The sequence below is a fragment of the Pseudomonas sp. 313 genome, assembly GCF_000316965.1.
Classification (GTDB): domain Bacteria; phylum Pseudomonadota; class Gammaproteobacteria; order Pseudomonadales; family Pseudomonadaceae; genus Chryseomonas; species Chryseomonas benzopyrenica.
The window spans coordinates 162912-188353 of the sequence record NZ_ANBZ01000082.1 but is presented as its reverse complement, the minus strand read 5'-3'; the positions used below and the strand labels follow the sequence as shown (position 1 = coordinate 188353).

Annotated in this window: 18 protein-coding genes and 1 pseudogene; 12 read left to right on the top strand and 7 right to left on the bottom strand. The window is 67.6% G+C overall.

Features of this window, described 5'->3' with window-relative positions:
- Nucleotide 1: 1 nt before the first annotated feature.
- From C722_RS0121630 to C722_RS0121600, 7 genes are all read right to left on the bottom strand, one after another.
- Entirely contained in the window at nucleotides 2–613 is a 612-nt protein-coding gene (locus tag C722_RS0121630) for an alginate O-acetyltransferase AlgF (RefSeq protein ID WP_051226201.1), read from the bottom strand.
- 35 nt (nucleotides 614–648) lie between these two features.
- Nucleotides 649–1314 (bottom strand): cell division protein FtsQ, encoded by a 666-nt coding sequence (locus C722_RS0121625; protein ID WP_017642524.1) that lies wholly within the window; start codon nucleotides 1312–1314, stop codon nucleotides 649–651.
- Between the two features lie 14 nt (nucleotides 1315–1328).
- Nucleotides 1329–5111 (bottom strand): cellulose biosynthesis protein BcsC, encoded by a 3783-nt coding sequence (locus C722_RS0121620; protein ID WP_017642523.1) that lies wholly within the window; start codon nucleotides 5109–5111, stop codon nucleotides 1329–1331.
- Nucleotides 5112–5114: 3 nt separating this feature from the next.
- Entirely contained in the window at nucleotides 5115–7349 is a 2235-nt protein-coding gene (bcsB, locus tag C722_RS0121615) for a cellulose biosynthesis cyclic di-GMP-binding regulatory protein BcsB (RefSeq protein ID WP_017642522.1), read from the bottom strand.
- On the bottom strand, nucleotides 7346–9544 hold the full coding sequence (gene bcsA, locus C722_RS0121610; protein WP_017642521.1) for a UDP-forming cellulose synthase catalytic subunit: 2199 nt from the start codon (nucleotides 9542–9544) through the stop codon (nucleotides 7346–7348). Before bcsA ends, bcsB begins: the two co-directional genes overlap by 4 nt.
- Before the next feature lie 2 nt (nucleotides 9545–9546).
- On the bottom strand, nucleotides 9547–10596 hold the full coding sequence (locus tag C722_RS25510; protein ID WP_017642520.1) for a cellulose synthase operon protein YhjQ/BcsQ: 1050 nt from the start codon (nucleotides 10594–10596) through the stop codon (nucleotides 9547–9549).
- 363 nt (nucleotides 10597–10959) lie between these two features.
- Nucleotides 10960–13977, bottom strand: a complete 3018-nt coding sequence (locus C722_RS0121600; protein ID WP_017642519.1) for a cellulose biosynthesis protein BcsC — start codon at nucleotides 13975–13977, stop codon at nucleotides 10960–10962.
- A 251-nt stretch (nucleotides 13978–14228) separates the two neighbouring features.
- Here C722_RS0121600 and C722_RS0121595 point away from each other — a divergent pair, with 251 nt between their 5' ends.
- The 12 genes and pseudogenes from C722_RS0121595 (at nucleotide 14229) to lipA (ending at nucleotide 25378) form a co-directional block, all read left to right on the top strand.
- Entirely contained in the window at nucleotides 14229–15488 is a 1260-nt protein-coding gene (locus C722_RS0121595) for a glutamate-5-semialdehyde dehydrogenase (protein WP_026084015.1), read from the top strand.
- On the top strand, nucleotides 15488–16150 hold the full coding sequence (gene nadD, locus C722_RS0121590) for a nicotinate-nucleotide adenylyltransferase (RefSeq protein ID WP_017642517.1): 663 nt from the start codon (nucleotides 15488–15490) through the stop codon (nucleotides 16148–16150). Before C722_RS0121595 ends, nadD begins: the two co-directional genes overlap by 1 nt.
- A gap of 10 nt (nucleotides 16151–16160) precedes the next feature.
- Complete coding sequence (rsfS, locus tag C722_RS0121585; RefSeq protein ID WP_017642516.1) at nucleotides 16161–16511, top strand: ribosome silencing factor; 351 nt, start codon at nucleotides 16161–16163, stop codon at nucleotides 16509–16511.
- Between the two features lie 5 nt (nucleotides 16512–16516).
- Entirely contained in the window at nucleotides 16517–16984 is a 468-nt protein-coding gene (gene rlmH / locus C722_RS0121580) for a 23S rRNA (pseudouridine(1915)-N(3))-methyltransferase RlmH (RefSeq protein WP_007159668.1), read from the top strand.
- A gap of 12 nt (nucleotides 16985–16996) precedes the next feature.
- The gene (gene mrdA, locus C722_RS0121575) at nucleotides 16997–18904 is read left to right on the top strand and encodes a penicillin-binding protein 2 (protein WP_017642515.1); all 1908 of its coding nucleotides are present in this window, start codon (nucleotides 16997–16999) and stop codon (nucleotides 18902–18904) included.
- Between the two features lie 44 nt (nucleotides 18905–18948).
- A complete protein-coding gene (gene rodA / locus C722_RS0121570) occupies nucleotides 18949–20052 on the top strand; it encodes a rod shape-determining protein RodA (RefSeq protein ID WP_085984320.1) in 1104 nt (367 codons plus the stop codon).
- Between the two features lie 39 nt (nucleotides 20053–20091).
- Nucleotides 20092–21096, top strand: coding sequence for a lytic murein transglycosylase B (mltB, locus tag C722_RS0121565; RefSeq protein ID WP_017642513.1), 1005 nt, complete (start codon nucleotides 20092–20094; stop codon nucleotides 21094–21096).
- Nucleotides 21096–22086: pseudogene (locus tag C722_RS25250) on the top strand (septal ring lytic transglycosylase RlpA family protein). The gene mltB and the pseudogene C722_RS25250 overlap by 1 nt, the downstream one beginning before the upstream one ends.
- A gap of 126 nt (nucleotides 22087–22212) precedes the next feature.
- Nucleotides 22213–23373, top strand: coding sequence for a D-alanyl-D-alanine carboxypeptidase family protein (locus tag C722_RS0121555; protein ID WP_026084012.1), 1161 nt, complete (start codon nucleotides 22213–22215; stop codon nucleotides 23371–23373).
- Nucleotides 23374–23446: 73 nt separating this feature from the next.
- Complete coding sequence (locus tag C722_RS0121550; RefSeq protein WP_017642511.1) at nucleotides 23447–23722, top strand: DUF493 domain-containing protein; 276 nt, start codon at nucleotides 23447–23449, stop codon at nucleotides 23720–23722.
- Nucleotides 23722–24378 carry a lipoyl(octanoyl) transferase LipB gene (gene lipB / locus C722_RS0121545; RefSeq protein ID WP_017642510.1) on the top strand — a complete coding sequence of 219 codons (657 nt, stop codon included), beginning with the start codon at nucleotides 23722–23724 and terminating at the stop codon, nucleotides 24376–24378. The genes C722_RS0121550 and lipB overlap by 1 nt, the downstream gene beginning before the upstream one ends.
- Before the next feature lies 1 nt (nucleotide 24379).
- The gene (gene lipA, locus C722_RS0121540) at nucleotides 24380–25378 is read left to right on the top strand and encodes a lipoyl synthase (protein ID WP_017642509.1); all 999 of its coding nucleotides are present in this window, start codon (nucleotides 24380–24382) and stop codon (nucleotides 25376–25378) included.
- Nucleotides 25379–25442 lie beyond the last annotated feature (64 nt).

Here is a 25442-nt window from a genome sequence, read left to right as displayed (position 1 = left end):
CTTAGTGGGCGATAGCGTCCTGGGTGGCGAGCAACCGCGGACCCGCGGCGCCGGGTAGCAGCAGCACGCTGTAGCGCTCGCCGGCCTTGAGTTCGCCCAGGTCCAGGGCGTCACCGGTGGCTTGGCCGGCGCAGGTCAGCTGCACCTTGAGCGCCACGGCGTTGAGGCTGCGGCGCTGGAGGGTGCCGTCGGCAACGTTCTTGAATATCTCGGCATTGCGACCGGCCGCCTGCAGCCCCGGGCTCGCGCACTGCGGATCCAGGCTGTAGAAGGCCAGCGAGGCCTTGAGGGCGTTGAAGTCGTCGGGTTGCTCGCGCACCAGGCGCTGCACCAGCGGGCTGCCGGGCAGAACTACCAGGGTGGCGAATTCACCGGCGGCCACGGTCAGCTCCAGCGGGGCCTTGGCCGCGCCCTGGACCAGTTCGCCCTGGATGGCCTTGGTCGCCGGCACCGTCAGGTAGTCGGAGACCGGCTTGGCGGCTTCCAGTTGGAGCCGTGCGGCGGAGCCGGAGGCCTGTAGCGCCAGCGGCTCGCTGCCGGCGTTGACGAATCTGAGGAAAGCCGAGTCTTCGCTGGGGCCGGTGGGATAGAGGGACACCTCGGCCTGGGCCATCCCGCTCACTAGCAGGCCGAGCAGCAGCAGGGCCTTCACTGGGCGGCTCCCTTGAGTTTGTCGGCGGGCAGCTTGTTCAGGGCGTCGACGATGGCCGAACTCCAGGACTTGTAGCCCGGGCCGGTGAGGTGCTGGCCGTCGATGGTGGCCCACTGACCGGGCTTGGCGAAGCTCAGAGAGTCGATGTAGCTGCAGGGTGCGACGTTGCTGGCGAGGAAGCCGGACATCAGCTTGACCCGGTCGAAGGTCTTGCCGTATTTGCCGCCCTCGGTGCCCCAGGTCGGGCCGACCCAGGCGCAGTGGGTCTTGGTGGCGGCGATGGCCTTGGTCAGGCTGGTGGTCTGCTGCCAGACCCAGGTCTTGGGAAAGCTGGGGTTGGTGTAGCTGGCCATGGTGTCGCCCATGACGATCAGCACCAGGTCGGGCTTGTCGGCGGCGATGAGTTCGTTGATCGGCTGGGTGGCGGCCTTGCCGCCGAGCACCACGGCCTTGTCGCCGTTGCGCCGCTCGGCGCCGCCGCAGGTGCCAGGGGTGACCTTGAGCCAGTCGCCGGCGTTGGTGCCGCAGATACCCAGGGTGTGCACCTTGGCGCCTTGCTGCACCAGGCTGTCCTGCAGGGCGCCGATCAGGTAGTCGGGGGTGGCCAGGTGGCTGTCGCCGATCATGAGAATGGTAAGGCCGGTGAGAAGGCTGGCTGCCATGGGAGCTCCGTGAATCAGTTGTCGTAGGGGGAACGATAGGGACTGACCGGCAGGGCGAGTGCACGGTCCTGGGGATCCAGCGTATAGCGCAGATAGAGGCCGCCATTGAGCTGTTGGAAATCGCGGCCGTTGTCGACGCCGAGGTTGCCGCCAACGAACAGCTGGCGCCCGAGCTGGTACTCGGTGGCGCCATGGAGGCTGTAGCCGATACTGGTCTTGCTCTGGCCGCCATAGACCGCCGGGGCGCCGAGCGCCTGGCTCGCCGCGGCCTGCAGCCGGGCGTCGGTCGGATAGAAGTCGGCGCCGTCCTGCACGATGCGCTGCACGCCTACCGCGCCGCGCAGCTGCCAGGTCCAGCGATCGGTACGCTGCGACCAGGTCAGGGGCACGCCCAGGGCATAGAAGCGCTGCGGACTGAAGTAGCCGCCATGGCCGTAGGTGAAGAAGGCCTGGTTGTTGTCGTAGGCGATGCCGGTGAGGGACAGGCCCAGCGTCAGGCGGCTGTCTTCGCTGTTGATCAGATAGCGATACAGCCCGGTGCCCAATTCGGTGCGGCTATTGTCGGCGACATGGTTGCCCAGCAGCCGGTACCAGGAAGCATAGGCATAGGCGCCGAACTGGCGGTCGTCATAACCGAGCTGGCCGCGTACGCCGTTGGCGGTCACGCCGCCCCATTGCTGACCGGTACGGGCGTCCTCGCTGCCGGCAAAGGAGGTCAGGCTGTCGATCACCGCGCGGCGCGAGGCCGAGAGGGTGTAGCGGCTGTTATCGGTCAGCGGCCGCTCCAGGCTCACCCCTCCCACTGGCGTCGAATAGAGAAAGCCCAGGGGGGTGGTGCCAGCGTCGGCCTTGAGACCGCGCTGGGGATCGCTGTAGGCCACCGCGAGGCCCACGCCGCTGTCGCTCTGGCTGCCCGGCGAGGCATCCGGCGCGGCCTGGGTCGCGGCCGGACCGCCACCGAAGCGACTGCGGGCGTCGCTGCCGACGCTGCCGGCGTTCAGGCTGACCGGGGTCACCCGCACGGCCAGGCGCACGTCGCCCAGCGGGAAGTCGATCTCCAGCGGCGCCTCCACGTCGGTGAGCTTGCCGAGGCCGCGCTCGTTGTCGTTGCTGCGCACGGTGAGGCCCTGGGTGATGCGCGCACTGCGGGTCTGCAACAGGTCGTCCAGGGCGCGCTCGGCGGCGCTGTCCTGCGGGGCCACGGGCGCGTCCGCCAGGGGTGCGGCCTTGGCCGCCGCCAGCAACTGGTCGGCAGTGGGCGGAATGGCCTGGCTGGCCAGGGTGGCGCTGCCGCGCCGCGTGCCGAAGGGATTGGCCGGCGCGCTGGCCAGGGGCCGCGCGGTCTCGGCGTCGCGGCGCTCCACCGCGACCACCTGGCGCAGCAGTTCGGTGGCCCGGCCATCGCGGCCCAGGGCGCGATAGAGACGTGCGGCCTCGGTCAGCACCGCCACGTCATCGGCGCCCAGGGTGACGGCGCGTTCGAGGGCGCGTTCGGCATAGGCGCTGTCACGGGCCCGCACGGCCGCATCGGCCGCGCCCAGTTGCAGCCCGGGATTGTCGGGCGCGCGGCGCAACAGGGGCTCATAGAGGCGCAGCGCCTTGTCGGCCTCACCATTGGCCAGGTACAACCGCGCCAGGGCGGCATTGGCCAGGTCATCGTCCGGGCGCTGGGCCAGGGCTGGCGCGAGGGTGTCGTAGGCGGTGACCAGATCGCCGCGCTCGCGCAGCTGGTCGGCCTGGCGCACCCGATAGCGATAGAGCAGGTCTTCATAGCCCTGACGGTGCGCGGCGCTCAGGCGCTGCCCCTGGAGGTCGTGCAGCAGGGCGTTGACCTCGTCGTCGGCGCCACTGCGCAGCAGCACCTCGCCATATTGCAGGCGCAGGGCGGGATCGGGCGTGCGTTCGCGGGCCAGGACATCGCGCAGCAGGCGCAGACCGCGTTCGGGATCGCCGGCCTCGGCATAGGCCGCTGCCAGACCACCCAGGGCCGCGGCGCGCTCGCCGGCCTGCGGCTCCAGGGCCGCCAGCTGGCGGCGTGCGGCCTGCTGCTGGCCGCGGCGGGCTAGGTCGCGAGCGGCGCTTACCCTGGCATCGAAGTCGAGATCGGTGGCCAGGCCGTTCATGGCCGGAGTGCGCTGGGCCGACGGGATGCGCCCGAGCAGCTCGCGCGCCGCCGCGGGATCCTGCTGCTCCAGGGCGAACAGGGCGCGGACATAGAGCGCCTCGGGGCGTTGGGGATCCTTGGCTAGGCCACTGTCCAGGGTCTGGCGGGCCGCCTGAGCCTGGCCCTGGCGTAGCTGCAGGCGGGCCAGGGCGAGCAGCGTCCAGACGTCGTCCGGATCGGCGCGGCGAGCGTCTTCCAGGGCGCGCCGGGCGCCCTGGAGATCGCCACGACCTTCGGCCAGCTTGGCTTCCTGCAGGGCCTGGGTGGCCTTGAGCCGATCCAGATTGCCGAGCTTGGCGCGCTCGGCCGGGGTCAGGGTGTCGAGCAGGCGCAGGGCCTCGGCCGGACGGTCGCTCTCGGCCAGCAGGTCGATCAGGCCGCGGCGGGCTTCCAGATTGCGCGGATCCTGCTGCAGGATCCGCCGATAACCGGCCTCGGCGGCGTCCAGCTGCCCGGTCTGGGCCTGGAGTCCGGCCAGGGCTAGCGGCGCTTCCGGACGCTTGGCGTCCAGCCGCAGCGCCTGCTCCACGCGGGCACGGGCGGTAGTGAAGTCGTTGCTCTGCTGGGCCTGACGGGCCTGGGCGAGCAGCGCCCAGTAGCGCACCTCGGCCAGGGGCGCCTGCCAGCGCGCCCCGCCCGGTTGGCGGCTGGCGCGGCTCAAGAGGTCCTCGGCGTCGCTGAAGCGCTCCTGGCGCTGGCGGACGATGCCCAGTCCGCCCAGGGCGTTGGCGTCGTTAGGTGCCGTCTTGAGCCGTGCCTGGAAGGCCTCTTCGGCAGCGCCCAGCTCATTGCGGCGCAAGGCCTCGATGCCGCGGGCCAGTTGCGGATCCAGACCGCCGCTGCGATTCAGGGCACGGCCCTTTTCCAGCTGGGCGCGCAACTCGGCGTCGTCGGGATGCTGGCGTAGATAGGCCTCGAACAGCGGCACCTCGGCCGGACCGGGCGGACCGCTCCAGACCAGGGCCTGGCGCCAGTACTCAGCGGCCTCGCCGCCGATGTCCTTACGCGTGCTGAGATCGGCCAGGGCCTGGATGCCACGGCTGCGACTGGCCGGAAAACGCGCCAGGTGCTTGGCCTGGATCAGCATCAGCGCCGGGTCGGCAGGTTGCAGCTTGCGCAGGCGCTCGATGCCTGGACCCGCTTCCTGCCAGCCATTGGGGGTATAGGCGAGGATGTCGTAGTACTCCCGCGCCAGATCGCCCTGGGGCAGCCGACCGCCAAACAGCTGGCGATAGAGCGCCAGGGCCGGCACGGGCTTTTCTTCGCTGACCAACTGGCGGGCATCCACCAGGCGCTGCGGATTGTCGCCACTGGCCAGGGCGATGTCCTGTTCCAGTTGCAAGGCCTGCTGGGGCAGGGGCTTGAGCGCCTGCAGGCGGCGCAGATAGGCCTGGGCCGCCGACAGCCGGTCGGCCTGTACCTCGATCAGGCCCAGGCCGTAGAGCGCCTCGGGCTGCTGCGCATCCAGTTCGAGCAGTTTGTTCCAGGTCTCCTGGGCGCGGGGCGCGTTCTTGCGTGCCTGCCAGAAATGCCCCTGCTCGATGAGCAGCGCTTCGGGCGTGCCGGCCGCCAGGGCCAGCGGCGGCAGCAGGAGACCGGTCAGCAGGGTAGCCAACAGTGGCGTGCGGATCATGGTCTAGCGCTCCAGCCGTTGACGGGCACGGGCACGCAGCGCCGCATAGAGCAGGCCGGCCAGCAAGGCCACGCCCAGGGCGCTCAAGCCCAGCATCAACAGCGGGTGGCGAGCCAGTTGCCAGCGGACATAGAGCAGCGGCCCCAGGCTACCGATGTGATAGGTCTCGTCGGCCACCAGGCTCTCCACCTGCTGGCCGCGCACCGTGGCCAGGCTGCCCTGCAGCCCCTGGGCATAGTCTTCCCGGGTGGTGAGGGCGCGGCTGATGTCGGCCAGACCTTCGGGGCGGGCGGCGACCAGGGCCACCACGCTGCGACCGCTCCTGAGCGGCGATTCGAAGCCGGCGACGAAGGCCGTGCCGGCACCGCCACTGGCACTCAGGGCCGCGCGGCTGCGCGCCAGGCTGACCGCGTTGTCACTGCTGAACCACTGGCGCACCTTGAACGCCAGGTCGGAAACCTCGAAGCGCTGGCTGTTGCCGGCGAAGCCGGCCGGCAACTGGGCGGCCCAGCGCTGCAGCAGCGGCTGGTCGGCGCCGCTGGCGATCAGCAGCAGGTCCTTGTCGGCCAGACCCTCGACCTCGCCCGCGCGGGCCACGGTGACCGCGGTGGCGGGATAGCCGGTGGAACTGCCGAAGCGGCCGAGCACGTTCAGGTAGCTGTCGATCTCCGCTGCGCTGGGCGCATCGGGCAGGATCACCGCGGTTTCGCTCAGATCCGCCAGGCGGGTGAAGGGAAAGCCGCTGTCCTTGAACACGCCCAGATTGGGCAGGGCGATGAAGTGCCGATAGCCGGACAGATCCAGGGTCGAGTCCGGTTCCAGGGTGCCGCGCATGTTGTCGATGATGACGTCGCGGCATTCACCCTGCTTGAGGTAGTCGTACATGAAGCGGAATTGCAGGCGGGCCTGCAGTGCCTCCCCATCCAGTGGCAGCCGCACCTCGGCCTCGCGGGGCAATTCCTCGTCCTTGATCAGACCCAGCAAGCCCTGGTCCAGGTGCTCCTGGGACGGCAGGGGGATGGACTGCACGAAGCGGTCGTTGAAGCTCACCAGCAGCGAGGAATTGGTCGCCACCGGCTGCGGGGTGTAGCGGTATCTGAGGTGCAGCGGCAACCCCTGGTTGCGCCAGAGGAACAGGTCCGGCGGCAGTCGCAGCGGCACGGTCACCGTTCCCGGCGCGTAGCCGGAGACGGCGAGCTCCTTGGGCGTCGCCAGCTCGCCCAGACGCACCGGTCGGTCGCTGGGCAGCCAGTTGGGCGCATCGTAGGGCTTGCGCGGTTGCAGCGCCTGCAGGGTCTCGATGGTCATGCCCTGGCCGGACAGGGTCTGGTGACCCAGGGCCACGGCGCTCGCGGCGCGCTTGAGTTCGTTGGCATCGCGCCCGGAGATCACCAGCAGCTGGCCCTGGGGATCAAAGGGGTTGACCAGGATGTCGACCCGCGCCGCCGTCGGTGCCGGCAGACTCAGGCCCAGGGTCTTGGCGCGCTCTTCGCTGGTGACCAGCACCACCGCATTGCCCTTGGCCGGCAAGGCGCTCTGGCTGCTGGGAAAGCGGGCGCCGCGATAGCTGGCCAGAGCGCTGAACCAGGACGACAGGGTGCCGGCGGCCTCCAGGGTGCCGTTGTCCGCCGCTCCGGCGATGACGAAGGGCAGCTCCAGCGGGCGGGCATCGCGGCGATCGAAGAACGGCTGCGGCAGGCGCGCCAGATCCGGCGCCAGGTCCAGGCGGTTGACCTGGATGTCCAGGCGGCTGCCGTTGCTCACCTTGGCCCAGAGACTGGAGTGCAGCGGGTCTTCGCACTGCATGGTGTAGTGGCCGATCAGCTGGATGCTCAGCCGGTTGAACTCGGTGATCAGCCGCGGCGGGATATCCACCACCCGGGTCTGGGGCGTGCCGGCGGTCTCCTTGGGCAGCGGAATGCTGGCGGCGACCTCGTCGTTGACCAGTACATTGAGCTGGGATAACTCCGGCAGCAGCGCCGGGGAATAGGTGTAGTTCAGCGTCACCTTGGCGGCGCTGACGATCTCGTCGGCACGGATATCGAAGCTGACCCCGTCGCGACTGTCGATGCCGCGCAGATTGAAGGGATAGACCGCGCCGAGCTGCTTGAAGCTGTTGTCGTAGCCGCTGCCGGCCATGGCCACGGCCACCGGGGGTGCGCTCTGGGCCAGGGTGATGGCGGGTGCGGCACCCAGGGTGGCGAGCAGGAGCGGGGCGAGACGAAGCGACACGGTCATGGGCGGTCCAGGGAGGCGGAAGAGGAGGGCGCCGTGCGCCGGGAAGGTCGGCTCAGGCGCCAGACGTTGCGATTGAGATCGGCGATGCCGCGCACGCCGATCAGACTGACCTCGCGCAGCGAGCCCAAAAGGGAGTCCGGGCGATGATTGCCCCAGGCCTCGGCCCAGAGATCGGCGCGGGAAAAGGTCATGCGCACCAGCTCGCGCTGTTCGGTGACGCTGAGCTCGGCGAAGCGGGTGCCCACAGCGCCGGCGCGGCTGAAGGCCACGGTGGCCGGGAAGCGGCGGCTGCGACCGTCGCGGCTGAGTTCCACCTCGACCGCGCTGCCCTCGGGCACCTGCACACCCTCGGGTAGCTGCAGGCCAACGCCGCTCTGGGAGAAGTCCAGGGTAGTGCACGCCAGGCGGCTGCCATCGGCGAGGACGAGTCCGGCCGGCAGGGTGGCGGCCACCCGCGGTTCGGCGCGTACCTGGCGCGTCTCGCTCGCCACGGCCACCGCGGCACTGGCGATCACCAGGTTGTAGAGAGTCCAGACCAGATTGATGGCCACCGTGGTCACCGCTTCGGGATCGCCGAAGAACAGCCGACCGATACCCACGCCCAGACCGAGCAGATTGAGTGCCAGCAGCACGATGTAGGGCCGTGCCAGCTCCCAGTCGAAGTAGTCGCGGGCGATGATGCCACCCTTGTCGGTGACGTTGAACTTGCCCAGCCGTGGGTTGATCAGCGCCAGCAGCGTGGGTCTGAGGATGTACCAGGCCAGCACCGTCTCGTAGACCTCGTTCCAGAAGGAGTGGCGGAATTCGCCCTGGATGCGCGAGTTGGTCAGGTTGGAATGCAGCACATGGGGCAGCACATAGCAGGTGATCAGCAGTGCCGAGGCGTGAAAGATCTGCGCGCTGAACAGCAGATAGGCCAGTGGCGCGGTGAGGAACACCAGGCGCGGCAGACCATAGAAGAAGTGCAGCATGGCGTTGAGGTAGCAGAGCCGCTGGCCGAGGGCGAGGCCCTTGCCCAGCAGCGGATTGTCCATGCGAAAGATCTGCGCCATGCCGCGGGCCCAGCGGATGCGCTGGGCGATATGGCGCGACAGGCTTTCGGTGGCCAGACCGGCGGCCTGGGGAATGCCCAGGTAAGCGGTGTTGTAACCGAGCCGATTGAGCTTGAGCGCGGTGTGGGCGTCTTCGGTCACCGTCTCGGTGGCCACGCCGCCGACCTCTTCCAGCATGGTGCGCCGGATCACCGCGCAGGAGCCGCAGAAGAAGGTGGCGTTCCACAGGTCGTTGCCGTCCTGCACCAGCCCATAGAACAGTTCGCCCTCGTTGGGCACGGTGCGAAAGGTCTTGAGGTTCTTCTCGAAGGGATCCGGGGAAAAGAAGAAGTGCGGCGTCTGCAGCATGGCCAGCTGCGGATCCTTGAGGAACCAGCCCAGGCAGACCTGCAGGAAGGAGCGCGTCGGCACGTGGTCGGCATCGAAGATGGCGATGTACTCGCCATCGGTCACCTTGAGCGCCGCGTTGAGATTGCCGGCCTTGGCATGCTCGTTGTTCTCGCGCACCAGGTAGGAGACGCCAGCGGTCGCGCAGAAGTGGCGGAAGTCCTCGCGGCGGCCATCGTCGAGCACGTGCACCCTGAGCTTGTCGCGCGGCCAGTCGATGGCCTGGGCCGCCAGGATCGACAGCTTCACGATGCTCAGGGCTTCGTTGTAGGTGGGGATGAAGACGTCCACGGTGGGCCAGGCGGCCGGATCGGCCGGCAGCGGCACCGGTGTGCGGCGCAGCGGCCAGATGGTCTGCAGATAGCCGAACACCAGCACCGCCAGGGCATAGAGCTCGGCGGCCACCAGCCCGTAGCCGAGCACCATTTCCAGCGGCGTCTCGAAGCCCAAGGTGCTGGTCAGGCGCCAGTAGAGGTAGCGCAGCGACGCCAGCAGCGACAAGAGGATCAGCGCGATCACCGGCAGCCGCCCGGGCAGCCGGCGCAGCAGCAGGGCCGCGACGAAGCAGCCGACGGCGAACAGCGCCTGCTCTTCCAGCGCCAGGGGTACGCTCACCAGCAGGGCGCCCAGCAGCGCGGCGGCCGTCCAGGCGAGCAGCTGCAGCCAGGCCGGCGCCACCGGCGTTGCGGGCGGGACGTCGGCACTGCGCGCCGCGCGGCGCTGGCGAACCTGATCCAGGCGGTCGAGAACGCTCATGGCTAGGAATGCGCCGCGTAACGCAAGGCCGGTCGCAGCTCGCCGAGCAATTTCCGGCCCAACTCGGCGAGGCCGTGCGCCCAGGCGTCCTGGACGCTGGCCAACCCCTGGCCCAAGGCCAGTGCCTGCTCCAGATCAGGACTTTCCGGCAGTACGCCGAGAAGGCGGTCGCCCCAGGAATGCGCCACGATGGCAGCGATGTCCTGACTCAGGGGACGTGCGGGATCGACCCGGTTGAGCAGGTGCAGCGGATGGACCTGGCCGGTGCAGTGCTGCCACTGGCGTTCGAGGCGCGGCAGACTGGCATAGCCGGTCGCATCCGCGGTCGTCACCCCGAGGACCCGGGTGGCCAGGGCCAGCGCCTGACGAGTCAAGGGCGTCGAGCCCGTGGGGCAGTCGAGGATCACCAGGGTGTCGGCCGGGACGTCGAGTGCCTGCAGGCGCCGCGTCAGCCACTGGGTGTCGGTGGCCAGCGCGCGTTCCAAAGCCTGCAGATCCAGGTCGTCGGGGGCGCCGAAGGGCACCAGGCGCAGGCGATCGTCCACCGCCAGGCAGGCGGAGAGCGGAGCCCTGATCGAGCCGGTGGTGGACGAGGCTTCCTGCAGCAACAGCGAAGACAGCACGTTCTGACTGTCCAGCTCCATCAGCAGCACCGCCTGGCCGCTGCGGCTCAGTGCCTGGGCCAGGCCTGCGGCGATGACCGTCTTGCCGGTCCCGCCCCGGGCCGAGGTCAGTGCCAGCACTGGACCGGCCAGTGCCGGTCGCGAGCGACTCAGCGCCTGATCCAGCGCAGCAGCCGCCTGGCTGGCCTGGCGGCTGCTGTGCAGCTGCGCCAGCTCCCGCGACAGCGGCGGCAACTCGCCTGGCTCGGCCTGAACGGCAGACTCGGCAAGCGCCCTGACCGCTTCGACCGGTGCGCGTGGGGACGGCAGCGGCGCAGCCGTCGAGACCGCCTCATGCAACTCCGCTTCGGGCGCCTCGAATTCCTGGTAGCGCTGGGGATCACCGCCGAAGGAGCGGAACAGATTGGCAATATCCAGCGAACGGACCATGGCTGATTCCGGGAGGTTGAGGGGCTGAGCGGATGCTTGACGTCAGATTAATGGCTAAAAGCCACCAGGCGTCATTTTTGCGAATACTGTCACGCGGGATTCGTGACGCACCAATTGAAAATGCGTATGCGGGCATTGCAGCGGAGCGAACGGATAGTTGCGCTATTCGCCCCTGTCTTGCGGCAATGGTTGGATGACCTCAACGCCTCGTCAACGCCATGTCTGGTGCGGTTCGGACGAAAGGCGCGGCCTGGGGATGGGGCGGTCGAAGCGACGACGAATGTGGGGATGAGCGGTCGTTTCGGCGGCGAAGGAAGGATGCCGCAGGGTAAGAAAAAGGCCCGCGGGTGCGGGCCTTTGTGCTTATTCCTCGTTGCGCGAACGGTAGGGCTGCGGCCGCGAGAGTTGCGGTCGGCCTTCCTGCTCTTCGAAGAAGTAGCGCAGATAGAGGTTGCCGTTGACGTCGCGCTCGTCCTGGGCATTGTCCATGCCCAGACGGCCCCCCAGAGCGAACTGCCCGCTGAGGCGGTATTCGCCGCTGGCCGAGAGGCTGTAGGCCACGCCGGTCTTGCTCTTGCTGCCGTATTGGCCTTCGCCGGCGGCTTCCGCGGCCGCCTGCAGGGCGGCGTCGTCGGGATAGCGATCCGCAGCGTCCTGGCGAATGGTCTGCACGCCCAGCATGCCCTGCACCTGATAGGCCCAGAGATCGCCGCGCTGCGCCCACACCAGGGGCACGCCGATGGCGAAGTAGCGCTGTGGACTGAAGTAACCGCCATGGCCGTAGGTCAGGTGATTCTGGTTGTTGTCGTAGCCGATCGCGGTGGCCGAGAGGCCCACGGTGAACAGGCTGTCCGGGCCATTGCGCAGATAGTAGTAGACGCCGGTGCCGATCTCGAAGCGGTCGTTGTCCTTGACGTCATGGCCAGTCAGGCGATGGGCCGCGCCGTAGATGTAGGAGCCGTAGCGCCCGTCGTCGTATCTCAGCCGCGCCAGGCCGCCATTGGCGGTGACGCCGCCCCACTCCTGGCCGGTGCGCGGATCGCGGATGCCGCCGTAGGAGGCCAGGGAGTCGGTCACCGAACGCCGCGACACGCTCAGGGCATAGAGCAGGTTCTCGCTGAGGCTGCTCAGCGGGCGTTCCAGGGTCGCGCCGCCGACCACGGTGCTGTATCTCAGGCCCACCGGCGAGACGCCGATATCGCCCTTGAGGCCGCGCCCGGCGTCTTCCACGGCGATGGATGCCGCCACGCCGTTTTCCTTCTGGCTGCCCTCGCTGCTGCTGTCGTTGATTCGCGTCGGGGTGACACGCACGGCCAGGCGCTGGTCGCCGGCGGGGAAGGAGATCTCCAGCGGCGCGCTGACGGTGGTCTGACGCGAACTGCCGCTGGGATCGTAGCTGCGTACGCTCAGACCCTGGGTGATGCGGATGCTGCGCTCGCGCTGCAACTGACCGAGTATCTGCTCGGTGGCCAGGCTGCTCGACAGGCTGCTGGTGGGTACCACGGACAGGTCGTTGAAGGGGTTGTTGGCAGCCTTCTGCGCCTGCAGCGGATCGCTCCAGGCGTAGTCGGCGCCGCCGGCGTTGCCACCCGCGGCGGCCGGAACGGCGGCCAGGGCGTCATCGCTGCGGGTCTGCCCGGGCAGGGTGGCGAAGGGATTGTCGCTGGCACCGGCGGCGCGGGCCGCGGATTCGCGATCCTTGCGCTCCACCTGCACCACCTGCTCCAGCAGGCCGGTCGCGGTACCGGCCATGCCGATGTCGCGATAGAGCAGGGCGGCGCGGCGCAGCACCTGGGGATCGCTCTGGCCGAGCTTGACCGCCTGATCCAGATACTGGCGGGCGGTGACGCTGTCCTGGGACTTGGCGGCGATCTCAGCGGCGCCCAGATAGAGTTCGGCGTCCTTGGGCTGGTCGCTGAGCACGTCGCGATAGAGCTGGCGGGCCTTCTGGGTGTCGCCACTGGCCAGGTACATGCGCGCCAGGGCGGCCTGGGCGGCCTTGTCGTCGGGACGGGCCTTGAGCGCCGGGGCCAGGGTGTCGTAGGCGGCGGCCAGCTTGCCCTGATCGGTGAGGCGATCGGCCTGGCGGATGCGATAGCGGGCGAGGAGGTCGTCGTACTGTTGCTTCTCGCCACTGTCGAGTACCACGCCCTGCAGGTCGCGCAGGACGTTGCCCACGGTCTGGTCCTGGTTCAGCTGTAGCTGGATGCTGGCGTAGTGCAGCTGCATGGCGGGCGCCGGGCGGGTATCGCCGGAGATCATCGGCTTGAGCAGGGCCAGACCGTGTTCGGGATCGCCAGCGGTGGCGAAGGCCTCGGCCAGATCGCCGATCAGATCCGGATTGCGCCCGGCGCGGGCTTCCAGGCGCTGCATCAGGCTGCGCGCTTCCTCGCGGCGACCCTGCTTGGCCAGGGCCACGGTCTCGGCCAGTTGTTCGTTGAAGGTGATGCGCGCGGCCAGGGCGTTCATATCCGGCGAACGCTGCGCCTGGGGAATGCGCATCAGGGTCTGCATGGCGCGCGGGTATTCACCCAGCTCGTTGGACAGCAGGGCGCTGGCATAGAGCACCTCGGGGCGCTGGGCGCCATCCTTGACCAGACTGTCCACCAGATCGCGGGCGGCGCGCGGTCGGCCCTGACGGACCTCCAGGCGGGCCTGGGCCAGGCGCAGCCAGGGATCTTCCGGGGCTTCCTTGCGGGCCTGTTCCAGCAGGCGCGAGGCGCCCTGCAGATCGCCCCGCGCCTCGGCGGCTTCGGCCTCCTGCATGGCCTGGCCGGCGCGCAGGCGATCCAGGCCCTTGACCTGATTCTTGGCGCTGGGCTGCAGATTCTTGGTGAGTTGCAGGGCTTCTTCTGTGCGGCCCAGCTCGTTGAGCGCGGCGATGCGCCCATAGTAGGCGTCGACGTTGGCCGGCTCGCGCATCAGCACCTGGCGGTAGGTGGCCTCGGCCAGTTCCCATTGGCGCTTCTGGCTCTGGATGCCGGCGAGGAACAGCTGCGCCTCGACCGCTTCGGGCTTCAGCCGGATGGCTTCGACGCTGAGATCCCGCGCCTGGTCCAGCTCGCGCTTGTTCTCGGCCGCATGGGCGCGTTCCAGCAGGTGGTGGTAGCGCGCCTCGTCCAGCGCCGGCTGCCAGGTCTTACCGCCTTTCTGTACGGCCTGGGTCAGCAACTGCTCGGCATCGGTCCAGCGCTGCTGCGCCAGGCGGGCACTGCCCAGCTTGCCCAGGGCATCCGGATCCTGGGGCGTCTTCTTCAGCTGGGCTTCCAGGGCCTGGATGGCGGCCGCGGTCGGCGCGGCGTCGGCAGCGGCGGCCCAGGTTGCGTCGGCATGGATCAGCAGGGCGAGCAGACCAAGGGACAAGGTGAGGTGCTTGGGCATGGTTCTTTCCGTGAAGGCTGGTAGGCGTCGCTGCAGCACCTGGCGCAGAGCTGGAGCGATTTCGGCTATTAGGGAATAGCTGAACGCAAGCTGAACGGCAAATACAGCCGCGGATGATTCCCGACAGGCCGTGGCGAGTCAACCAAATCGCGCAGGCGAATGCCATGGCCAAGCCCCTCGGCGCTGGCCGCGCAGGGCCCGGCGACGCTATACTCTGCGGCTTTCCCACCGTCTTTCGCAGGCCGCCGACCATGACCGAGTCCGTCTCCGCCTACATGACCCGTCTTGGCCAGGCTGCCCGTGCCGCGTCGCGGGTCCTTGCTCGTACGTCCACTGGCCAGAAGAACCTGGCGTTGAGCGCCATTGCGGATGCCTTGGGCGAAGATCGCGAGGCGTTGGTCGCAGCCAATGCCGAGGATGTCGTCGCGGCCACAGCAGCGGGACTCGAGCCGGCCTTGCTGGACCGGCTGACGCTGACGCCGGCACGGATCGACGCGATGATCAACGGTCTCAAACAGGTTGCCGCCTTGCCCGATCCCGTGGGCGCCGTTCGCGACCTGAGCGCTCGGCCTTCCGGTATCCAGATCGGCAAGATGCGCGTGCCGCTGGGGGTCATCGGCATCATTTATGAATCTCGTCCCAACGTGACGATCGATGCGGCCAGTCTCTGCCTGAAGTCGGGCAACGCGACCATCCTGCGCGGCGGCTCGGAAGCCATTCGCTCCAATCGCGCCATCGCGGCCTGCATTCAGAAGGGCCTGGCGAAGGTCGGATTGCCCGCTGCCGCGGTCCAGGTGGTGGAGACCACCGACCGGGCTGCCGTCGGCGCCCTGATCACCATGCCGGAGTTTGTCGACGTCATCGTGCCGCGGGGTGGCAAGAATCTGATCGAGCGCATCAGCAACGATGCCCGCGTCCCGGTGATCAAGCACCTCGACGGTATCTGCCACGTCTATGTCGACGAGGCTGCCGACCTTGCCAAGGCCGAGTCCATCGCCTTCAACGCCAAGTGCTACCGCTATGGCATCTGCGGTGCCATGGAAACGCTGCTGGTCGATGCCAAGGTGGCTGAAACCTTCCTGCCGGCCATGGCGCGCCGCTTCGAAGAGAAGGGCGTGGAACTGCGGGGCTGCGAGCGTACGCGTGACCTGATCCAGGCCCTGCCCGCCACCGAGGCCGACTGGTCCACCGAATACCTGGCACCCATTCTGTCGATCCGCATCGTCGAGGGCCTGGACCAGGCAATCGAGCATATCAACCACTACGGCTCCCATCACACCGATGCGATCGTGACGGAAAATCTCGGCCGTTCGCGACGCTTCCTCGCCGAAGTCGATTCCAGTTCGGTCATGGTCAATGCGCCGACCTGCTTCGCCGACGGCTTCGAATACGGCCTGGGCGCCGAGATCGGCATTTCCACCGACAAGCTGCACGCCCGCGGGCCGGTGGGCCTGGAAGGACTGACCAGCGAGAAATACGTGGTCTTCGGCGACGGTCACGTCCGCAGCTGATGAGCAGCCTGCCCACCCGCATCGGCTTGTTCGGCGGTACCTTCGATCCCGTGCACATCGGCCACCTGCGCGCGGCGCTGGAGGTGGCCGAAGCCCTGGCGCTGGACGAGCTACGGCTGATTCCCAGCGCCCGACCGCCCCATCGCGAAGCGCCCAGCGTCTCCGCCGAGGATCGCCTGGCGATGGTGCGCCTGGCGGTGGCCGACGTCGCGACCCTGGTGGTCGATGACCGGGAACTGCGCCGGACGCGTCACTCCTATACCATAGAGACCCTGGAAAGCCTGCGCGCCGAACTCGGCGATGAGGTGCAGCTGTTGCTCATGCTGGGCTGGGACGCCTTCTGCGGCCTGCCAGGCTGGCACCGCTGGCGCGAATTGCTGGAGCTGTGCCACATCCTGGTCCTGCAACGACCCGACGCCGACAGCGAGCCCTGCCAGGAATTGCGTGATTTCCTGGCGGCGCGCAGTCAGCCCGATCCCCAGGCCCTGAAGGGGCCGGGCGGGCAGATCACCTTTATCTGGCAGAACCCGCTCGCGGTGTCCGCCACCCAGATCCGCGGCCTCTTGGCTACCGGGAAGTCCATCCGCTTCCTGGTGCCCGATGCCGTGCTTGACTACATCCGGACGCACGGCCTCTATCCGGCGTCCTCCGAACCGAGGTAAGAGCTACACCATGCAAAGCGAACAACTCGTCCAGGTGGCCATCGCCGCCCTGGAAGACATGAAGGCCCAGGACATCATCTCCCTGGACGTCCGTGAGAAGACCAGCGTGACCGACATCATGGTCATCGCCAGCGGCACCTCTAGCCGCCACGTCAAGTCGCTGGCCGACAACGTGCTGGAAAAGGTCAAGCAGCAGGGCGTGCGTCCGCTGGGCAGCGAAGGCCTGGAAGGCGGCGAATGGGCGCTGCTGGACCTGGGCGACGTGGTCGTCCACGTGATGCTGCCGACCACCCGCGAGTTCTATGACCTCGAGCGCCTCTGGCGCGGTGCCGAGCAGAGCCGCGCCGCCCAAGGCGAATAAGTCCGGTGCGCCTGCGTCTCATCGCCGTCGGCTCGCGCATGCCGCGCTGGGTCGAGGAGGGCTGGCACGAGTACGTCAAGCGTCTACCGCCGGAACTGCCGCTGGAACTCGTCGAGATCCCACTGCAGACCCGCGGCAAGAACGCCGACGTCGCCCGGCTGATCCGCCAGGAGGGTGAGGCCATGCTGGCCAAGGTGCAGCCGGGCGAGCGCGTGGTGACCTTGGAGGTTACCGGCAAGCCCTGGAGCACCGAGCAATTGGCTGAAACACTCCAGCAGTGGCGCCTGGAGGCCCGGACCGTCAACCTCATGGTCGGCGGCCCCGAGGGCCTCGCGCCCGAGGTGCAGGCCCGCAGTGAACAGCGCTGGTCGCTCTCGCCGCTGACTCTGCCGCATCCGCTGGTGCGCATTCTCGTCGGTGAGCAGCTCTATCGCGCCTGGACCGTATTGGCCGGCCATCCGTATCACAAGTAGTCCGTACCTGCGATGTCGCAACCCATACGCCTCAAGGACCACGAGAAAGACGCCCAGCTCGTCCGCGCCCGCGTGACGATCGGGGCGATCATCTTTCTTGCGCTCGCCTGCGTACTGGTGGCGCGCATGTACTACCTGCAGGTCATCCAGCACGACTACCATTCGACCCTGTCGGAAAACAACCGGGTCCATGTCCAGCCGATCCCGCCCACCCGGGGCCTGATCTACGACCGCAACGGCATCATCGTCGCCGACAACCGTCCCAGCTTCAGCCTGACCATCACCCGCGAGCGGGCCGACAACTGGCGACAGACCCTCGATACTCTGGTGCAGGTCCTGGGCCTGACCGAGGAAGACCGCGAGCTGTTCGAGAAGCGCATGAAACAGGGCCGGCGTCCCTTCGAGCCGGTGCCGGTACTGTTCGAGCTGACCGAGGAGCAGATCGCCAAGATCGCTGTCAACCAGTTCCGCCTGCCCGGGGTCGAGGTGACGGCGCAACTGGTGCGTCACTATCCCATGGGCGAGCATTTCGCCCATTCGGTGGGTTATGTCGGGCGGATCAACGAGCAGGAGCTCAAGCGCCTGGATCCGGTCAACTACAGCGGTACCCACCACATCGGCAAGACCGGCGTGGAGCGCTTCTACGAGCCCGAGCTGCACGGTGAGGTAGGCTACGAAGAGGTGGAGACCAACGCCCGCGGCCGGGTGCTGCGGGTGCTCAATCGCACCGACCCCAAGCCGGGCAAGGACATCGTCCTGACCATCGATTCGCGCCTGCAGGCCGCCGCCGAAGCCGCCCTGGGTGGGCGCCGTGGCGCCATCGTCGCCATCCAGCCCAAGACCGGCGAGGTGCTGGCCATGGTCAGCCAGCCGAGCTACGACCCCAATCCCTTCGTCACCGGGATCAGCTTCAAGGAATATTCCGAGCTACGCGACTCCATCGATCGCCCGCTCTACAACCGGGTGCTGCGCGGGCTCTATCCGCCGGGCTCGACTATCAAGCCGGCGGTGGCCATCGCCGGTCTCGACAGCGGCGCCACCACGCCCCAGGCGCGGGTCTTCGATCCGGGCTACTACGAGTTGCCCAACTACGATCACAAGTACCGTAACTGGAACCACGGCGGCGACGGCTACGTGGATCTGGACATGGCGCTGATGCGATCCAATGACACCTATTTCTACGATCTTGCGCACAAGATCGGCATCGATCGGCTTTCCGAGTACATGGGCAAGTTCGGCCTCGGGCAAAAGGTCGCCCTGGACATGTTCGAAGAGGCACCGGGCCTGATGCCCTCGCGCCAGTGGAAGCGTGCCACCCGCCGCCAGGCCTGGTTCCCCGGCGAGACGCTGATCCTCGGTATCGGCCAGGGCTACATGCAGACCACGCCGCTGCAGCTGGCCCAGGTCACCACCCTGATCGCCAACCATGGCAAATGGATCCGCCCGCACCTGGCCAAGAGCCTCGATGGCCAGCCGCCGGTGGACAGCAATCCCATGCCCGACATCGAGCTCAAGGATCCCAGCTATTGGGATCGCGCCATCCACGGCATGGAAATGGTGGTGCAGAATCCCCGCGGCACCGCGCACAAGATCAACGTCGGTGCCCAGTACCGCATCGCCGGCAAGAGCGGTACGGCCCAGGTGGTCGCCATTCGCCAGAACGAAAAGTACAACTCGGCGGCGCTCAAGGAGCGGCATCGCGACCACGCCCTGTTCGTCGCCTTCGCCCCGGCCGACAATCCGCAGATCGCCGTGGCGGTGATGGTCGAGAACGGCGAGTCGGGCAGCGGCGTGGCCGCCCCGGTGGTGCGTCAGGTGCTCGACGCCTGGCTGCTCGATGAGCAGGGCCATCTCAAGGCCGAGTACGCCAAGCCGACCACCGCCGGGGCCACCGCCGCCGCGACCAAGGTGCAGCCATGAGTCTCGCTCCCAACTTCGATCGCACCATTCCCGAAGGGGACGTGATGAAGCGGCGGGCTACCCTGCTGCAGCGCCTGCACATCGACGGCCCTCTGCTGATCCTGCTGTTGATGCTGGGCGCGACCGGCCTGTTCGTCCTCTATTCCGCCGGTGGGCGCAATCTCGACCTGCTGTTCAAGCAGGCCAGCTCCTTTGGTCTCGGCCTGGTGGCCATGGCCGTCGTCGCCCAGCTCGAACCGCGCTTTATGGCGCGCTGGGTACCCCTGGGCTATGTGGTCGGCGTGGCCTTGCTGGTGGTGGTGGACGTCATGGGCCACAACGCCATGGGCGCGACCCGCTGGATCAATATTCCCGGGGTCATCCGCTTCCAGCCGTCGGAATTCATGAAGCTCTTGATGCCCATGATGATGGCCTGGTACCTGTCCAAGCGCAGTCTGCCGCCGAACTTCAAGCACAGCCTGATCAGCCTGTCGCTGGTGGTGGTGCCCTTCGTGCTGATCCTCGATCAGCCCGACCTCGGTACCGCCATGCTGGTGCTGGCCTCGGGCGGCTTCGTGCTGTTCGTCGGCGGCCTGCAGTGGCGCTGGCTGATCGGCGCGGTGAGCGCCGCGGTGCCCTTGGCGGTGGCCATGTGGTTCTTCGTGCTGCACGACTACCAGAAACGCCGCGTGCTGACCTTCCTCGATCCGGAAATGGATCCGCTGGGCGCCGGCTGGAACATCATCCAGTCCAAGGCCGCCATCGGCTCGGGCGGGGTGTTCGGCAAGGGCTGGCTGCTGGGTACCCAGTCTCATCTGGATTTTTTGCCGGAAAGTCACACGGACTTTATCATTGCCGTCCTCGGCGAAGAGTTCGGCATGGTCGGTGTCTGCCTGCTGCTGGTGCTCTATCTGCTGCTCATCGGTCGCGGCCTGACCATCACCGTGCAGGCCCAGACGTTGTTCGGCAAATTGCTCGCCGGCGGCGTGACCATGACCTTCTTCGTCTATGTCTTCGTCAACATCGGCATGGTCAGCGGCCTCCTGCCCGTGGTGGGTGTCCCGCTGCCATTCATCAGTTATGGCGGCACCTCGGTGGTCACCTTGCTCACCGGGTTCGGAGTTTTGATGTCGATCCACACGCACCGCAAGTGGATCGCCCAGGTTTAACACGCAACAAAGAAGGGTGAGATGCCGACAATGGGATGGATGCGTCGCTGCTTGCAGAGCCTCGGGCTCGCCACGGCGATGGGCGTGACGACCGGTGTCGTCGCGGGTGACTACGACACGGCACCGCTGACGCGCGACTTCATCGCCGAGATGAGTCAGAGCTATGGCTTCGCCCCGGAACAGTTGCAGGCGCTGTTCGGCGAAGTCGAGCGCAAGCAGGCCATCCTCGACGCCATCTCGCGACCGGCCGAGCGGGTCAAGCCCTGGAGCGAATACCGCCCCATCTTCATCACCGATCGGCGCATCGCCCAGGGTGTCGACTTCTGGAAGACCCACGAAGAGGCGCTGGCCCGCGCCGAGCGCGAATACGACGTGCCGGCCCAGTTCATCGTCGCCATCATCGGCGTGGAAACCTTCTACGGCCGCAACACCGGCAACTACCGGGTGCTGGATGCGCTCTCGACCCTGGCCTTCGACTATCCGCCGCGCGCGCCCTTCTTCCGTAGCCAGCTGCGCGAATTCCTGCTGCTCGCCCGCGAACAGCAGGTCGATCCGCTCAGCCTGACCGGTTCCTATGCCGGCGCCATGGGCCTGCCGCAATTCATGCCGGGCAGCTTCCGCGCCTATGCGGTGGACTTCGACGGCGACGGCCACATCAACATCTGGTCCGATCCCACCGACGCCATCGGCAGCGTGGCCAACTACTTCAAGCGCCACGGCTGGTCCGGGCGCGGTCCCACCGCCATTCGCGCCCAGGTCAGCGGCGAGCGGGTGGAGGAGGGCGTGGTGGCCGGCATCGAGCCGGTCAAAAGCGTCGCCGAGTTGCGCGCCCTGGGCTGGAACGCCCAAGACCCTGCCCTGCGTGACGATTTGCGTGTAACCTCGTTCCGCCTCGACGGAGACAAGGGACCGGAGTACTGGATGGGCCTGCCCAATTTCTACGCCATTACCCGATACAACCGCAGCGTCATGTACGCCATGGCGGTGACCGATCTGGCCAATGCCATCGCCGAGCGCCATGCCGCCGAGGGTGCCAAGCCGTGATGCGCCTGACTGCCCTGGCGCGCCTGGCCGGTTGCCTGGGCCTCGGCCTGCTGCTGGTGAGCTGTTCCAGCCAGGCACCCAAGCCGACCAGCAAGGGCGTGGCCGGACCAGGCGGCTACCTGCGTCCGCACCGTGACGGCGCGCCCTGGTGGGACGTGGACGTCAGCCGCATTCCCGACGCCGTGCCCATGCCCTACAACGGGCCGCTGAAGAACAATCCCTACACCGTGCTGGGCAAGACCTATTTCCCGCTGACCGATTCGCGCAACTACCGCGTGACCGGCACCGCGTCCTGGTACGGCACCAAGTTCCATGGTCAGGCCACCGCCAACGGCGAGACCTACGACCTCTATGGCATGACCGCGGCGCACAAGACCCTGCCGCTGCCCAGCTACGTGCGGGTCACCAACCTGGACAACGGCCGCAGCGTGATCCTGCGCGTCAACGACCGCGGGCCCTTCTATTCCGACCGGGTCATCGACCTGTCCTTTGCCGCGGCCAAGAAGCTCGGCTACGCCGAGATCGGCACCGCCCGGGTCAGTGTCGAAGGCATAGATCCGCAGCAGTACTGGGCCCAACGCGGCCAGGCGGTGCCCATGGTGCTGGCCCAGCCGCGCCAGGCGCCGGTGGCCCAGAAGACCACCGAGACCCAGACCTTCGGCGCCATCGAGACCTATACGCCACCGGTCAACCAGCACGCCGAGCCGGTGACGCCCGCGGCCGTCGACGCAAAAAAAAAACGTTTCTGTCCCAGCCGCTGGGCTCTATCTGCAGGTGGCGGCCTTCGCCAATCCGGACGCTGCGGAATTGCTCAAGGACAAGCTCAGCGACCTGACCGGTGCCCCGGTGTTCATCAGTTCGACGGTGCGCAACCAGCAGACCTTGCATCGGGTCCGCCTCGGACCGGTCCAGCCGGCTGAGGTCTCCCAGCTCCAGAACAGCGTACGCGTGGCCCGCCTGGGTCAGGCGTCTCTCGTGCAACCGGATTGAAGCAGGGATGCTTCATGACGCCCAGTCGCCGGCCCCAGCCGTCGTGATCCGCCTCGCGCGGATCGCCGTGGACCGTGCGGTCTGGGTCCGCTGCTCCTGCCATACCCCAACCTTTCAGAGATTCGGATGACAATCGCAAAACTCGCTCGACGCCTGCTCCTCCTAGTAACGATCGCCTGTGTCCCGGCCGTCTGGGCGGCCGAGACAATGGTTCCGGCGGCGCCCCAGCTGGCCGCCAAGGCCTGGATTCTCATGGATGCCAACAGCGGCGCCGTGCTCACCGAATCCAACTCCGACCAGCGCCTGCCGCCGGCCAGCCTGACCAAGCTGATGACCGCCTACATCGCCACCCTGGAAATCAACCGGGGTCGCATCAAGGAATCGGACATGGTCACCGTCAGCGAGCACGCCTGGCGTACCGGCGGTTCGCGGATGTTCATCAAGGTCGGCACCCAGGTGTCGGTCGGTGACCTGCTGCACGGCATCATCATCCAGTCCGGCAACGACGCCAGCGTCGCCCTGGCCGAGCACATCGCCGGCAGCGAAGACGCCTTCGCCGACATGATGAACACCACCGCGCAGAAGCTGGGCATGCAGAACACCCACTTCATGGACGCCACCGGCCTGCCGGATCCGAACCACTATTCCTCGGCCCATGACATGGCCATCCTGGCGCGCGCCATCATCAACGCCGATGCCCAGCACTACGCCATCTACTCCCAGAAGGAATTCTTCTGGAACAACATCAAGCAGCCCAACCGCAACCTGCTGCTGTGGCGCGACAAGACCGTCGACGGCCTGAAGACCGGCCACACCGATGAAGCCGGCTACTGCCTGGTGGCCTCGGCCGTTCGCGATGGCATGCGCCTGGTCGCCGTGGTGTTCGGCACCAACAGCGAACAGGCCCGTGCCGCCGAGACCCAGAAGCTGCTGACCTACGGCTTCCGCTTCTTCGAGACCCAGTCCTTCTACAAGAAGGGCACCGAACTGGCCAAGGCGCCGGTGTGGAAGGGCGACGCCCGTGAGGTCCAGGCCGGTCTGGCCAACGACCTGACCATGACCCTGCCGCGTGGCCAGGCCAAGAAGCTGCATGCCGAGATGGTGCTCAATCCGCAGCTGACCGCTCCCATCGCCCAGGGCCAGGTGATCGGCAAGGTCGAGGTGAAGCTGGATGACAAGGTGGTGCACACCGCCGACCTGGTCGCCTTGCAGCCGGTCGAGGAGGGTGGCCTCTTCCGTCGCCTGTGGGATAGCATTCGCCTGTTCTTCTACGGATTGTTCAACTGATCCGTTGTCCTGGAAAGGCCCGCGCTCGCGGGCCTTTCACCCCCTGCCGACCGCGATCGGCCTGGAAGTCCGCATGACCGAAGACGTACAACCCCCCAAGATCGAATTTCCCTGCCCGCGCTATCCCATCAAGGTGATCGGCGATGCCGGTGCCGATTTCGCCGAGCTGGTGCTCGACATCGTCCAGCGCCACGCGCCGGACCTGGATCGCGGCACCCTGGTGAGCCGTGACAGCCGCAACGGCCGCTTCCTCTCGGTGCAGGTGCTCATCACCGCCACCGGCGTGGACCAGCTGCAGGCCATCCACCAGGACCTGCGCGCCACCGGCCGCGTGCACATGGTGATCTGATGAACGCTCCCGCCCCGGCCAGCCTGGGCGTGCGCCGCTGGGGCCTGCGGCCCTACGCGGCGACCCTGGAGGCCATGCGTCGCTTCACCGACGAGCGCGGCCCGGCCACCCCCGACGAACTCTGGCTGCTGCAGCACCCTGCGGTCTTCACCCAGGGGCAGGCCGGCAAGCCCGAGCACCTGCTCGCCGTGGGCGACATTCCGGTGGTGCAGGTCGATCGCGGCGGCCAGGTCACGTACCATGGACCCGGTCAGCTCATCGCCTATGTGCTGCTGGATGTTCGCCGCAAGGGCCTGGGCGTGCGAGAATTGGTCAGCGCCATGGAAGACAGCCTGATCGCGCTGCTCGCCGATTGGGGTGTGCAGGCCGCGGCCCGGGCCGATGCGCCGGGTGTCTATGTGGATGGCGCCAAGATCGCCTCCCTGGGGCTGCGCATCCGCAATGGGCGTTCCTTCCATGGACTGGCGCTCAACGTTGACATGGATCTGGCGCCCTTCCGCCGGATCAACCCCTGCGGTTATGCCGGCCTGGCCATGACCCAGCTCCGCGATCTGGTGACCGGGCCACTAGCTTTCGACGAGGTCCGCGAGTCTCTGGTGCGTCACCTGAGTCTGCGCCTGGGCTACCCCGAACCGATCACCCTGGAATCGGATTGACATGACCACTACAGTACAAGACAGCGTCCAGACCCTTACCCCGCCCGCCCGCCCCAACAAGGTGGAAGCCGGCGTCAAGCTGCGCGGTGCCGAAAAGGTCGCACGCATCCCGGTAAAGATCATTCCCACCGAGGAGCTGCCGCGCAAGCCGGACTGGATCCGCGTACGCATCCCGGTCACCCCCGAGGTCGAGCGCATCAAGCAGCTGCTGCGCAAGCACAAGCTGCACAGCGTCTGCGAAGAGGCCTCCTGCCCCAACCTGGGCGAGTGCTTCTCCGGCGGCACCGCCACCTTCATGATCATGGGTGACATCTGCACCCGGCGCTGCCCCTTCTGCGACGTCGGCCACGGCCGGCCGAAGCCGCTGGACGTGGACGAGCCGAAGAACCTGGCGGTGGCCATCGCTGACCTGGGCCTCAAGTACGTGGTGATCACCTCGGTGGACCGCGACGACCTGCGCGACGGCGGTGCCCAGCACTTCGTCGACTGCCTGCGCGAGATCCGCAAGCTGACCCCCGGCATTCAGCTGGAGACCCTGGTGCCCGACTACCGCGGCCGCATGGACGTTGCCCTGGCGATCACCGAGCAGGAGCCGCCGGATGTCTTCAACCACAACCTGGAGACCGTCCCGCGCCTGTACAAGGCCGCGCGTCCGGGTTCGGACTTCGAGTGGTCGCTGGACCTGCTGCAGAACTTCAAGAAGCGCGTGCCCCACGTGCCGACCAAGTCCGGCCTGATGCTGGGGCTGGGCGAGACCGACGAGGAAGTCATCGAGGTCATGCAGCGCATGCGCGAGCACGAGATCGACATGCTGACCCTCGGCCAGTACCTGCAGCCCTCGCGCAACCACCTGCCGGTGCAGCGCTTCGTCCACCCGGATACCTTCGCCTGGTATGCCGAGGAGGGCGCCAAGATGGGCTTCAAGAATGTCGCGTCCGGTCCGCTGGTGCGCTCGTCCTACCACGCCGACCAGCAGGCCCACGGCACCAAGATCAACTGATCCTGGCGTCGTCATGGAAAAGGGCAGCCCAGTGGCTGCCCTTTTCCATTGCGGAGATGAACAC

Coding starts and splice junctions, on each gene's coding strand:
- C722_RS0121630 (WP_051226201.1), bottom strand. CDS start 613: ATGGCCCAGGCCGAGGTGTCCCTCTATCCCACCGGCCCCAGCGAAGAC.
- C722_RS0121625 (WP_017642524.1), bottom strand. CDS start 1,314: ATGGCAGCCAGCCTTCTCACCGGCCTTACCATTCTCATGATCGGCGAC.
- C722_RS0121620 (WP_017642523.1), bottom strand. CDS start 5,111: ATGATCCGCACGCCACTGTTGGCTACCCTGCTGACCGGTCTCCTGCTG.
- bcsB (WP_017642522.1), bottom strand. CDS start 7,349: ATGACCGTGTCGCTTCGTCTCGCCCCGCTCCTGCTCGCCACCCTGGGT.
- bcsA (WP_017642521.1), bottom strand. CDS start 9,544: ATGAGCGTTCTCGACCGCCTGGATCAGGTTCGCCAGCGCCGCGCGGCG.
- C722_RS25510 (WP_017642520.1), bottom strand. CDS start 10,596: ATGGTCCGTTCGCTGGATATTGCCAATCTGTTCCGCTCCTTCGGCGGT.
- C722_RS0121600 (WP_017642519.1), bottom strand. CDS start 13,977: ATGCCCAAGCACCTCACCTTGTCCCTTGGTCTGCTCGCCCTGCTGATC.
- C722_RS0121595 (WP_026084015.1), top strand. CDS start 14,229: ATGACCGAGTCCGTCTCCGCCTACATGACCCGTCTTGGCCAGGCTGCC.
- nadD (WP_017642517.1), top strand. CDS start 15,488: ATGAGCAGCCTGCCCACCCGCATCGGCTTGTTCGGCGGTACCTTCGAT.
- rsfS (WP_017642516.1), top strand. CDS start 16,161: ATGCAAAGCGAACAACTCGTCCAGGTGGCCATCGCCGCCCTGGAAGAC.
- mrdA (WP_017642515.1), top strand. CDS start 16,997: ATGTCGCAACCCATACGCCTCAAGGACCACGAGAAAGACGCCCAGCTC.
- rodA (WP_085984320.1), top strand. CDS start 18,949: ATGAAGCGGCGGGCTACCCTGCTGCAGCGCCTGCACATCGACGGCCCT.
- mltB (WP_017642513.1), top strand. CDS start 20,092: ATGCGTCGCTGCTTGCAGAGCCTCGGGCTCGCCACGGCGATGGGCGTG.
- C722_RS0121555 (WP_026084012.1), top strand. CDS start 22,213: ATGACAATCGCAAAACTCGCTCGACGCCTGCTCCTCCTAGTAACGATC.
- C722_RS0121550 (WP_017642511.1), top strand. CDS start 23,447: ATGACCGAAGACGTACAACCCCCCAAGATCGAATTTCCCTGCCCGCGC.
- lipB (WP_017642510.1), top strand. CDS start 23,722: ATGAACGCTCCCGCCCCGGCCAGCCTGGGCGTGCGCCGCTGGGGCCTG.
- lipA (WP_017642509.1), top strand. CDS start 24,380: ATGACCACTACAGTACAAGACAGCGTCCAGACCCTTACCCCGCCCGCC.